The sequence below is a fragment of the Nonomuraea sp. NPDC001636 genome (genome assembly GCF_040298265.1).
Taxonomy (GTDB): domain Bacteria; phylum Actinomycetota; class Actinomycetes; order Streptosporangiales; family Streptosporangiaceae; genus Nonomuraea.
Map to the genome: position 1 here is coordinate 127,103 of NZ_JBEOZT010000015.1, position 11,225 is coordinate 138,327.

The 11,225-nt window shown below is 71.3% G+C and carries 10 protein-coding genes; 5 read left to right on the plus strand and 5 right to left on the minus strand.

What is annotated here, in order from left to right:
- Nucleotides 1–38: 38 nt before the first annotated feature.
- Entirely contained in the window at nucleotides 39–1,520 is a 1,482-nt protein-coding gene (locus ABT158_RS26775; RefSeq protein ID WP_352357834.1) for an FAD-dependent oxidoreductase, read from the plus strand.
- On the opposite strand, the gene ABT158_RS26780 is transcribed toward ABT158_RS26775, so the two are convergent.
- Together ABT158_RS26780 and ABT158_RS26785 are read right to left on the minus strand one after the other, a co-directional pair.
- Nucleotides 1,495–2,748 carry a cytochrome P450 gene (locus ABT158_RS26780; RefSeq protein WP_352357836.1) on the minus strand — a complete coding sequence of 418 codons (1,254 nt, stop codon included), beginning with the start codon at nucleotides 2,746–2,748 and terminating at the stop codon, nucleotides 1,495–1,497. The two genes, ABT158_RS26775 and ABT158_RS26780, sit on opposite strands and share 26 nt — an antisense overlap.
- A gap of 54 nt (nucleotides 2,749–2,802) precedes the next feature.
- Entirely contained in the window at nucleotides 2,803–4,347 is a 1,545-nt protein-coding gene (locus ABT158_RS26785; RefSeq protein ID WP_352357838.1) for a GMC family oxidoreductase, read from the minus strand.
- A gap of 198 nt (nucleotides 4,348–4,545) precedes the next feature.
- On the opposite strand from ABT158_RS26785, the gene ABT158_RS26790 reads away from it, so the two are divergent.
- From ABT158_RS26790 to ABT158_RS26800, 3 genes are read left to right on the plus strand one after another with little or no spacing between them, the layout of a single operon-like run.
- On the plus strand, nucleotides 4,546–6,081 hold the full coding sequence (locus ABT158_RS26790) for a long-chain-fatty-acid--CoA ligase (protein WP_352357840.1): 1,536 nt from the start codon (nucleotides 4,546–4,548) through the stop codon (nucleotides 6,079–6,081).
- Nucleotides 6,078–6,611 carry an HAD family hydrolase gene (locus ABT158_RS26795; protein ID WP_352358040.1) on the plus strand — a complete coding sequence of 178 codons (534 nt, stop codon included), beginning with the start codon at nucleotides 6,078–6,080 and terminating at the stop codon, nucleotides 6,609–6,611. The genes ABT158_RS26790 and ABT158_RS26795 overlap by 4 nt, the downstream gene beginning before the upstream one ends.
- A gap of 9 nt (nucleotides 6,612–6,620) precedes the next feature.
- Nucleotides 6,621–7,631, plus strand: coding sequence for an aminoglycoside phosphotransferase family protein (locus ABT158_RS26800; RefSeq protein ID WP_352357842.1), 1,011 nt, complete (start codon nucleotides 6,621–6,623; stop codon nucleotides 7,629–7,631).
- Nucleotides 7,632–7,644: 13 nt separating this feature from the next.
- Here ABT158_RS26800 and ABT158_RS26805 read toward each other — a convergent pair whose 3' ends face one another.
- Nucleotides 7,645–8,007 carry a DUF488 domain-containing protein gene (locus ABT158_RS26805; protein WP_352357844.1) on the minus strand — a complete coding sequence of 121 codons (363 nt, stop codon included), beginning with the start codon at nucleotides 8,005–8,007 and terminating at the stop codon, nucleotides 7,645–7,647.
- Nucleotides 8,008–8,100: 93 nt separating this feature from the next.
- Here ABT158_RS26805 and ABT158_RS26810 point away from each other — a divergent pair, with 93 nt between their 5' ends.
- Complete coding sequence (locus ABT158_RS26810; RefSeq protein ID WP_352357846.1) at nucleotides 8,101–8,478, plus strand: hypothetical protein; 378 nt, start codon at nucleotides 8,101–8,103, stop codon at nucleotides 8,476–8,478.
- A gap of 92 nt (nucleotides 8,479–8,570) precedes the next feature.
- Here the strand turns inward: ABT158_RS26810 and ABT158_RS26815 are convergent, their stop codons facing one another.
- Nucleotides 8,571–9,830, minus strand: coding sequence for a class I SAM-dependent methyltransferase (locus tag ABT158_RS26815; RefSeq protein ID WP_352357847.1), 1,260 nt, complete (start codon nucleotides 9,828–9,830; stop codon nucleotides 8,571–8,573).
- A gap of 2 nt (nucleotides 9,831–9,832) precedes the next feature.
- The gene (locus ABT158_RS26820) at nucleotides 9,833–11,182 is read right to left on the minus strand and encodes an FAD-binding oxidoreductase (protein WP_352358042.1); all 1,350 of its coding nucleotides are present in this window, start codon (nucleotides 11,180–11,182) and stop codon (nucleotides 9,833–9,835) included.
- Nucleotides 11,183–11,225 lie beyond the last annotated feature (43 nt).

Below are 11,225 nucleotides of genomic sequence, written 5' to 3' on the forward strand. Positions count from 1 at the left end.
TCTGGCCTTCATCGTACGCCTGTGGCTACAGTGTTCCCATGACGGAGACAGTGTTCCCACATAACGCCGACGTCCTGATCGTCGGCGGCGGCAGCGTCGGGCTGAGCGCGGCCGTGTTCCTCGCCCGGCACGGCGTGCCCGCCCTGGTCGTCGAGCGCGAGCCCGGCCCGCGGGCGCACCCCCGCGCCACCGGCATCGGCCCGCGGACGGTCGAGCTGCTCCGCGAGGCCGGCCTTGAGCGGGCGGTGGACGAGGTGGCCATCGACATGACGAACGCGACCCTCGGCAAGATCACCGTGGACACGCTGGCCAGCGCCGACCTCGCCGCGATCGCGGCCGGGCTGCCCGCCCGGACGCGGATGTTCGACACGGCGGCCTACAGCCCGGCCCGGCTGCGCGGCATCTGCCCGCAGAACCGGCTGGACCGGGTGCTGCTCGACGCCGCCCGCGAGCGCGGCGCGCACGTCGCGTACGACACCGAACTGCTCTCCCTGGAGCAGGACGCCGACGGCGTGACGGCGGTCGTGTCCGGCCCGGACGGGACCCGCACCCTGCGCGCCCGCTACGTGATCGCCGCGGACGGCGTGCGCAGCGGGGTACGGGCGGCGCTCGGCATCGGCGTGACCGGCCCCGGCGCGCTCGGCCCCGAGCTGCACAACGTCATGTTCCACGCCGACCTGAGCCACCTGACCGACGGGTACGGCTTCGCGCTCGCCGAGCTCACCACCCCCGACGCGCCCGGCATGCTCATGGCGATCGACGGCGAGACCGAATGGGTCTTCCACACCGCCCAGGAACCGAGCCCCGACCTGCTCAGGACCGCGATCGGCGACCCAGGGCTGAAGCTGGAGATCGTCAGCGTGCTCGGCTGGCGGGCCCGCGGCCAGGTCGCCGACCGGTTCCGCGACGGGCGGATCTTCCTGGCCGGCGACGCGGCGCACGCCGTGCCGCCGACGGGCGCGTTCGGGCTGAACACGGGGGTCGCCGACGCCCACAACCTGGCCTGGAAGCTGGCCCGCGTGCTGACCGGCCGGTCGGCGCCCGCGCTGCTGGACACCTACCACGACGAACGGCGGCCGGTCGCGCTGCTGGCGCTGGAGCAGGCGCAGCTGCGGATGCGGGACCTGCGGATGCACTTCGGCTCCGGCCCCGAGGCCGCCCGGCTCAGGGCGGCGGCGGGCGCGGTGAACGCCCCGATCGTGCACGTCGGTTACCGCTACGGCGGCGCCTCGGCGGTCGAGGGACTGCCCTCCACCGAGGACGTGACGCTCTGCCTCGACGGCTCACCCGGCTCGCGGCTGCCGCACGTGTGGATCGGCGAGCGGTCCAGCCTCGACCTGGTCGGGCCCGATTTCAGCGTGTTCACCGGCGCGCCGGTGCCCGACCCGGGCGTCCCGGTGCACGTGGTCGAGGGCTGGCCGTACGGGACCGTGCTGGTGCGGCCGGACGGGTTCGTGGCCTGGCGCGGCGCGGACGACGGCCTGGCCGAGGCGGTCAGAACGTGTACGGCAGGTGCTTGATGCCGTTGATGAAGTTCGACAGCAGGAAGTCGGGCTCGCCGGCCGTCCTGATGCCGGGCAGGCGGGTGAACAGCTCGCGGAACATCACGCTCATCTCCCTGCGTGCCAGGTGGGCGCCCAGGCAGTAGTGGGGCCCCGGGCCGCCGAAGCCGACGTGCGGGTTGGGGTCGCGGGTGATGTCGAAGACGTCCGGGTCGGTGAAGACGGACTCGTCGCGGTTGGCCGAGTTGTAGAAGAGCAGCACCTTGTCGCCCTTCTTGTACGGCACGCCGTTCAGCTCGTGGTCCCGGGTCAGCGTGCGGCGGAACTGGATGACCGGGGTCGCGTAGCGCACGATCTCGTCGCACGCCCGGCCGACGCGCGCGTCGAAGTCGGCCAGCAGCAGCGCCCGCTGGTCCGGATGGTCGGTGAACAGCTTCAGCCCGTGGGCGATGGCGTTGCGGGTGGTCTCGCTGCCGGCCACCACCAGCAGGATGAAGAACGACCCCAACTCCTGCGGGCTGAGCCGCTCCTCGCCGCCCACGAGCAGGCTGACCAGGTCGCCGGTCGGGCGTTTGCGTCGCTCGTCGCCGAGGCGGGCGGCCATCCGGTTCAGCGAGTAGCCGGCGCGCAGCAACTTGGCCAGGCCGCGGGCGACGTTGACGCGGCTGAAGTTCGGGTCGATGCCGGTGTACTCGGGGTCGGCGTTGCCGAGGATGACGTTGGTGCGCCGCAACACCAGATCATGAAATTTCGGCGGGATCCCCATCATGTCGCAGATGACCCGTACGGGGAGCCGGGCGGCGACCTGCGCCACGAAGTCGCCCGGCCCCTGCTCGATCGCCTCGTCCACGATCTCGGCGGCGGCCCTGGCCAGGTCCTCCTCCATCTTCGACAGGATGCGCGGGGTGAAGGCCCTGGAGACGATCCTGCGCAGGCGGGCGTGGCGCGGGTCGTCCATGTTGATCATCGAGCCGAAGTAGACGCTGAGCCAGCGCGGCATGTCGGGGATGCTGTTGGAGCACGGCTCGCTGCTGAAGACGGCCGCGTTCCTGCTGGCCTCGGTGACGTCGGCGTGGCGTACGAGGGCGTGGTAGCCGGGGCCGCCGCCGATGAACGGCACGGTCTGCTCCGGCACGAAGAGGGGCCGTTCGAGCCGGCGCAGGCGGCGGAAGGTCTCCAAGCGGTCCGCCTGCGGCAGTCCCCAGAACGGTATCTGCGAGATGTCCAGATCCGCGGAGAGCGTCATACCATACAAGCCTTGGGCAAGTGCTCACTTACGTCAAGGTCCGCCGCGTCGCGGCTACCGGTTTCCCAGGATCAACTCGGAGCCCTTCTCGCCGATCATGATCGCCGGGGCGTGCGTGTGGCCGCGGTTGAGCGTCGGCATGACGGAGACGTCCACCACCCTCAGCCCTTCGAGACCGCGCACCCGGAGCGACGGGTCCACGACCGACCCCTCGTCGGCGCCCATCCGGCAGGTGCCGACGGGGTGGTAGAGGGTCTCGCCGCGTTCGCGCACCCACCGGGCCAGCTCCTCGTCGCTCTCCGGCCCCCAGTACGGCGCCATCGGGCCGCCCGCGTACCGCTTCATGGCATTCGTCGCGAACACCTGCTTGGCCGTCTTCAGCCCGGCGACCAGGCGCTTGACGTCGGCCTCCGCGCTCAGGTAACCGGGGTCGATCAGCACGTCGCGGCCGCTCAGCCCGACCCTGCCCCGGCTCTGCGGCTGCAGCAGCACGACGCCGACGGTCAGGCCGTGGCCGGTCGGCGGGGTGAGCCCGTGGTCGACGAACGGGCCGGGGGCGAAGACGAGCTCGATGTCGGGGGCGGGCTCCTCGGCCGAGGTCCGGACGAAGGCGACCGCCTCGCCGACGTTCGTGGTCAGCATGCCCGAGCGCAGCACGATGTAGCGCAGCAGGTTCACCAGAGACTCGGCCTTGGTCAGCGTCACCGGCTCCTTGCACTCGACGTACACGCCGGAGGCGAGGTGGTCCTGGAGGTTCTTGCCGACCTCGGGCAGCTCGCGCACGACCGGCACCCCCGCGTCGCGCAGCTCGTCGGCCGCGCCCACCCCGGAGCGCATCAGCAGGTACGGCGACCCGATCGCCCCCGCCGACAGGACGACCTCCCTGGCCGCCCTGACCAGGGTGCCGCCGCTGTGCTCGATGCCGACGGCGCGGGAGCCCTCGAACACCACGCGGTCCACGGTCGCGCCGGTGAGCACGGTGAGGTTCGGCCTGGCGGCGGCCGGGCGCAGGTAGGCGTCCGCGGCGCTCCATCTGCGGCCGCGGTTCTGGGTGACGGGGGTGGGGCAGCAGCCCTCGTTGGAGCGGCCGTTCAGCTCCGCCAGCCGGGTCAGGCCCAGCTCCTCGCAGGCCCGCAGGAAGGCCGCCGTGGTGACGTTGGGGCTGCGCAGCTCGGAGACGTAGAGCGGGCCGGAGGTGCCGTAGACGCCGCCGTGGTTGCTGCCGACGCGCTGCTCGGCCCTGGTGAAGTAGGGCAGGACCTCCTCGTACGTCCAGCCGGGCACCCCCCACTGGTCGTAGTCCTCCTGGCAGCCGCGCACCCACATCTGCGCGTTGAGCGAGGACGAGCCGCCGATCACCCGGCCGCGCGGCCAGTAGAGCTCACGGCCGGACATCTCGCCCTGCTTGGCCGTCGTGAAGTTCCAGTCGTAGTCGGTCTTGAACAGCTTGGCGAAGCCCGCGGGCATGCGGATCTCCAGCTTGTCGTCATGCCCGCCCGCCTCGACCAGCGCCACCGACACCGACGGGTCCGCCGACAGCCGGTTGGCCAGCACGCACCCGGCGGACCCCGCTCCGACGATCACGTAGTCGTACTGCATGAGCACTCCAGGGGGCTAAGTAACCTGCCACTTGCTTACTCCAGGTGAGCTGGCGCGTCCATATGCCCTTCGAACCTTGGTTACCTACTGCGGCCCGCGTTCAGCGGGCCGCAGTAGGGCCGAATGAAATTCGCCCTACCGGTCGGTATGTGGGGCTGCCAAGATGGCGGCAAGCGCGTACAGAGGAGGAAGGCGTTCATGCTCAACTTGTCGGTCGTCCTGGAGGACAGCGCCAGAAACAACCCCGACGGCACGGCGATCGTCTTCGGCGACATGCGCCTGCCGTACGGCATGATCGACACTGTCGCCCGCCAGGTGGCGAACCTGCTGGTGTCGCGGGGCATCGGCAAGGGCGACAAGGTGGCGCTGGCCTGTCCCAACCTGCCGTACTTCCCGTTCGTCTACTTCGGCATCCTCAAGGCGGGCGCCACCGTGGTGCCGCTGAACGTGCTGCTGCAGGGCCGCGAGATCGCCTACCACCTCGACGACAGCGACGCCAAGGCGCTGTTCTGCTTCGAGGGCTCGCCGGAGCTGCCGCTGGGCGAGCGCGGCAAGGCAGGCTTCGAGGCCGCGGACGGCTGCGAGCACTTCTTCGTGCTGCCCGCCACCCCGCTGGCCACCGAGTCCCCGTACGGCGAGACGGTGTGGGCGGCGCTCAACGGCGTGCCGGCCGACTTCGAGACGGTGCAGACCGACCCCGAGGACACCGCCGTGATCCTCTACACCTCGGGCACCACGGGCCAGCCCAAGGGCGCCGAGCTCAGCCACCAGAACATGCTGATGAACGCCCTGATCAGCGACCGGATGTTCCCGCGCAGCGAGGGCGGCGACACCTACCTCGCGGTGCTGCCGCTGTTCCACTCCTTCGGCCAGACGACCGTCATGAACACCGCCTTCATGCGCGGCGCGACGGTCGTGCTGATGCCGCGCTTCGAGCCGGGCGAGGCCCTGGAGCTCATGCGCAAGGAGAGCGTGACGACCTTCGCCGGCGTCCCGACGATGTACTGGGGCATGCTCACGAAGATCCACGCCGAGGGCGCCGAGGTGCCGCGCAGCCTGAAGGTGGCCGTAGCCGGCGGCGCGTCCTCGCCGGTGGAGGTGCTGAAGGACTTCGAGCAGACCTTCGGCATCGGCATCCTGGAGGGGTACGGCCTGTCGGAGACCTCCCCCGTGGCCAGCTTCAACCAGCTCGGACGGCCCACCAAGCCCGGCACGATCGGCACCCCCATCTGGGGCGTGGAGATGAAGCTGATCGACGGCGACTGGAAGACGGTCGAGGGCGAGGGCCCCGGCGAGATCGCCATCCGCGGCCACAACGTCATGAAGGGCTACTACGGCCGCCCGGAGGCGACGGCCGAGGTGCTCAAGGACGGCTGGTTCCGCACCGGCGACATCGCCACCCGCGACGCCGACGGCTACTACGCCATCGTCGACCGGGCCAAGGACATGATCATCCGTGGCGGCTTCAACGTCTACCCGCGCGAGCTGGAGGAGGTGCTCATGACCCACGAGGCGGTGTCGCTGGCGGCGGTCGTGGGCGTCCCGCACGAGTCGCACGGCGAGGAGGTCAAGGCGTACGTCATCCGCACGCCCGGCTCGACGGTCACCGAGGACGAGCTGATCGCCTGGGCCAAGGAGAACATGGCGGCCTACAAGTACCCGAGGATCGTCGAGTTCCGCGACGCCCTGCCGATGACGGCCACGGGCAAGATCCTCAAGCGCGAGCTCCGCTGACGGGCCGCGGCGCGGGCCCCGGCCCGCGCCTTCTCGCCCGCGTACGTGAGCGCTTCGCGCTTGCCGAGCCCGTCGAGGAGTTGTGGCGGGCCTACCGGGCCAGGCTGCCGTGGCTGGTGGAGTGCCGGGCCGAGGTGCTGGCGGGGCTCGACCGGCTGCGGGCGGCGGGGTGGGCGGTCGGGATCGTGACGAACGGGATGGCCGACAACCAGACGGGCAAGATCCGGCGTACCGGGCTGGCCGAGCGGGTGGACGGGTGGGCGATCTCCGGCGCGGAGGGCGTGCGCAAACCCGGCGCGCGGCTGTTCCGGATCGCCGCCGACCGGTGCGGAGCCGTCCCGGCCGGCGGGTGGATGGTGGGCGACGACCCGGACAAGGACATCGCGGGCGGGCGCGCGGCCGGATTGCGGACGATCTGGATCGACCGCGGGACCGGCGCGGCGGCTCCCCGCGCGGACCTGGTGGTGGACGACGTGCTGGCGGCGATGGAGCTGTTAATCGGGATGCCCGGCGGCGAGGGCGGTCGCTAGTGTGGCCGGATGCGTGACAGGCCCGCGGATCTGGACGAATCGCTGCTGGCGCCCGCCCTGGAGGCGTGGGGGATCAAGGCCGTCGGGCTGGCGTACGCGCCGGTGGGCTTCGGCGACCACCACTGGATCGCGACCGGCGCCGACGGACGACGCTGGTTCCTCACCGCCGCCACCCTGCCCTCCGCACCGCACACCGCCCCCTCACCGGCTCCCGGTGGCCTGGGCGGAGGGGCGCAAGTGGCGTTCGGGGAGCTGGGGCGGGCGCTGGAGACGGCGGCGGCGCTGTCCGCGACCCTGAAGTTCGTGGTCGCGCCCGTGCCGGACCTCCACGGCGGCGCGCTGCTCCGCCCGCTCGCCCCCCGGTACGCGCTGAGCGTCTTCCCGTTCGTCGACGGCGTCACCGGCGGCTTCGACGACGAGCCGGCCGAGCACGACCGCGCCCAGGTCATCGACCTGCTGGCCGAGCTGCACGGCACGCCCCCGCCCCCGTCTACCCCGTCCCGCCCGCTGCAGCCGGCCGGGCGGGCGGCGCTGGAGCGGGCCCTCGCCGAGACCGGCCGCCCGTGGACCGGCGGCCCGTACGCCGAGCGGGCCCGAGCCCTGCTCGACCGGCACGCCGCGACCCTGCACGCCCGGCTGCGCGACTTCGACCGCGGCTGCCGCGACCTCGGCCCACCCGTCGTCACCCACGGCGAACCCCACCCCGGCAACCTGCTCCGGCACGAGGGCCGCTGCCTGCTGATCGACTGGGACACCGTCGGCCTGGCCGTGCCGGAACGGGACCTGTGGCTGGTCGCCAGGACCCCCGGCGACCTGGCCAGGTACGCGGCCGCCACCGGCCGTACGCCCGACCCCGCCGCCCTGGCCCTCTACCGGCTGCGCTGGAGCCTCGACGACGTGGCCGAGTACGTCGCCCTGTTCCGCGCCCCGCACGGCCGCACCCGCGACGCCGAGCTGAGCTGGCACTTCCTCAACGGCACGCTCGACGGCCTGGCCGCCGGCGGAACCTCCGCCCGCTGAGCGTCCCCGGTGGTCAGGCGCCGAGCAGTTCGGCGAGCACCGCGGCCTCGCTGATCTCGGGCTGCTTGGTGGCGGTGAGCAGGGTCAGCGGGCCCTTCCCGGCGAGCTCGCGCAGGTGGGCCAGCGCCTCGGCCCGCTCCGGCGCGGCCAGCTCGTCCCGGTAGCGGTCGCCGAACTCCGCGAACCGGTCGGGGTCGTGCCGGTACCAGGTGCGCAGCTCGGTGGAGGGAGCGACCTGTTTGCACCATTCGTCGAGGTGGGCGTCGGCCTTGGCCAGCCCGCGCGGCCACAGCCGGTCGACCAGCACCCGGGCGCCGTCGTCCGGCGCGGGCTCCTCGTAGACCCGGCGCACCCGGACCCTGTTCCCAGCCGTCACCGTCCGCCCCCCTTCGACCGTGGGACCACGCTACGCCGGGCGATGCCAAGCGCCGTTCAGGGACCCGGCCGGGGGACGTCTAGGATCCGGGATGTGGACGAGCCGATCCCCGACGCGCTGCTGCCCGTGCTCCGCGACCTGCGCGCCACCTGCGGGGTGCGGCCGGACCTGCGGGAGGAGACGCCGCTGCGGGGCGGCGAGCGGGTGCTCATGCTGTTCGCGCCCGACGGCAGCGGCGTGGGCCTGCGCCTCGGCGTCGCCGGCGGCCCGGCCGAGCAGGTGGCCGACCTCGCCGACCAGGCGCAGGAGTGGGCGGTCGAGGCGCTGTGGGGTCAGGGGCTGCCCGCGGTGTGGCCGGAGTGCCCCGAGCATCCCGGCACCCACCCGCTGGCCGCGACCGTGGTGGACGGCGTCGCGACGTGGTCGTGCCCGCACACCCGCGCGCCCGTCGCCGCCGTGGGCCGCCTCTGACCGCGGCCACACCCGGGTGAGCCGGCCGCTCGGACAGCGCCTCGGGGCGGGGGTGAGCCGCAGGGAGAGGGCGACGGGCCCTCTCCCGCCCGTCACGGCCAGTTGACCGCCGGGCGCAGCTGCACGCCGGACCGGCCGTCGTCGTCGAGCTTGACGCCCAGCACCTGGTGCAGCTGGACCTTGTTGCGCTCGAAGCCGACGATGCAGCCCGCCATGTACAGGGCCCACACCCTGGCCGTGCCCATCCCGACCTCCTGGACGGCCTCGTCCCAGTTGGCGTCGAGGTTGTCGCACCAGTGGCGCAGGGTCTTGGCGTAGTGCTCGCGCAGGTTCTCCTCGTGGCGGATCTCGAAGCCGATGTCCTCCATCTGCCTGATCAGCCAGCCCACCGACTCCAGCTCGCCGTCGGGGAAGACGTAGCGGTTGATGAAGCCGCCCTTGTTGAACGTCTTCTCCTTGCCCGTCGGACGGGTGATGCAGTGGTTGAGCAGCCGGCCGCCGGGCTTGAGCTTGCCGTAGAGGAACTCGAAGTACGACGGGACGTTGTCCTTGCCGATGTGCTCGGTCAGGCCGATGGAGCTGACCGCGTCGAAGCCGGTCTCCCGCACGTCCCGGTAGTCCATGAAGCGCACCTCGGCGAGGTCCTGGAGGCCCTCGTCGGCGATCGCCTTCTGGGCCCACTCGGCCTGCTGGCGGCTCAGCGTCACGCCCAGCGCCTTGACGCCGTAGTGCTTGGCGGCGTGGATGACCATGCCGCCCCAGCCGCAGCCGACGTCGAGCAGGCGCATGCCCGGCTTGAGGTCGAGCTTCCTGGCCACCAGGTCGAACTTCGTGTACTGGGCCTCCTCCAGCGTCGCGCCCTCCTCGGGGTAGGTCGCGCACGTGTAGGCCATGGACGGCCCCAGCACCCACCGGTAGAACCGGTTGGACACGTCGTAGTGGTGGTGGATCGCCTCGGCGTCACGCTGCTTGGCGTGCCGCGAGCCGAGCCGGGCCAGGGCGCTCTGGCGCACCTCCTGCGGGGGCGGCGGCACCCGCATGAGCAACGGCTTGACGCCCAGCGACCGTACGGCGGCCAGCTTCTCGCCCGCGGTCAGGTCGTTGGTGGTGATGTTCCACATGCGGTCGAGCAGGGTGTACAGATCGCCGTGCACGTCGATGTGGCCCGAGATGTACGCCCTGGCCAGGCCCAGTTCCCCGGGGGCCTGTGCCAGGTAGGCCACCGCGATGGGCGACTTGACCTCAAGACCGAGGTCGGCGCCGTCAGGACCGGCCTTGCTGCCGTCGTAGGCCATGAACGAGATGTTCGCGTCAGAGCCGACGATCTTCTCAAAGATGCTTGCGAGAGCCATGCTCACCTTCCCCGTACACACTTTTCGTACAGGTCCAGCAGGCGACCGTTCGGGTCGTATTCCCGCTTGACCGGCCAATAAGCATCACCGTTGTACAGCTCCCAGAACTGCTCACGGGCGTAGAAGGAGGTCGAGTAGAGCGACTTGTGGCCGTCCAGCTCGTGTACCGAGTCCTCGATGAGCCTGTTGTAGTAGCCGTCGAACTGGCCGCGCGGCAGCGGAACCATGCCCCAGAAGCCGAAGTTGACGTAGAGCTTGCCCGGCTCCAGCGGGTACAGCGGCCACTGGGAGCTCGACCGCAGCGGGCACATCCAGACGGGGGTCATGCCCACCTTGTCGTGGAAGAACTCCAGGAACTGCGCGCCGCGCTCGACCGGCACCTCGACGTCCTGGATGACCGACTCCTGGACGGGCTGGTCGCGCCAGCGGTCGATGCGGGCGGTCAGCCCGGTCCGCCGGTCGAGGGCGACGAGCCTGCGGTAGACGTCGGAGCGCATCCAGCGGCGCGGCATCAGCGAGCGGACCACCGTCTGTTGCACGCCGAACGCCCGCGAGCACCAGAACCAGTCGGTGTCCCAGCGCCACAGGTAGTCGTGGATGCTCAGCCAGTCGCGGCTGCGCTGCCTGATCGACTGGTAGTAGATGCGCATGCCGGTGTAGTCGGAGACGTAGGGCGCGCGGTCGGCGAAGCGGCCCAGCGTGATGTACATCTCCTCCGGGTCGAAGAAGACGCCGTCCACGAAGTCGACCTGCTCGCCGTCGTGCACCATGCTGTCGCAGATCTCCTGCATGGCCAGCATGCACTTGGCCGCGTCGGTGAACCTGATGTGCGTCAGGTGCACGTACGGCTGGACCTTGCGGAGCTTGATCCGGATGCGCAGGGCGTAGCCGAGCGTGCCGTAGGAGTTGGGGAAGGCGCGGAACAGATCCTGGTGCTCGTTGTCGTCACGGGCCACGACGATGCGGCCGTCGCCGGTGAGGATCTCCAGTTCCTCGACCGACTCGTGCGGCAGGCCGTCCCGGAAGCTGGTCGACTCGATGCCGAGGCCGGTGACGGCGCCGCCGAGCGTGATCGTCTTGAGCTGGGGCACCACGTACGGCATGAGCCCGTGCGGCAACGTGGCCTCGACGAGGTGCTCGTACGTGGTCATGCCCTGGACCTCGGCCGTCATCGTCGCCGGATCCACGCTGATGACCTCGTCGAGGTCTCTGGCCGACAGCTTGGCCGTCCTGCCTCCGTCACGGAACCTGAACAGGTTGGACGTGGACTTGGCCAACCGGGGAGCGGCGTCGCCGGGGATCTCGGCGTAGGACTGCCGGATCTGCTCTACTGCCCGTTGGTGTGTCGACATCGTCGTCGTCACGGAAGCACCCCCTTGAGCTGGTAGAGATCGT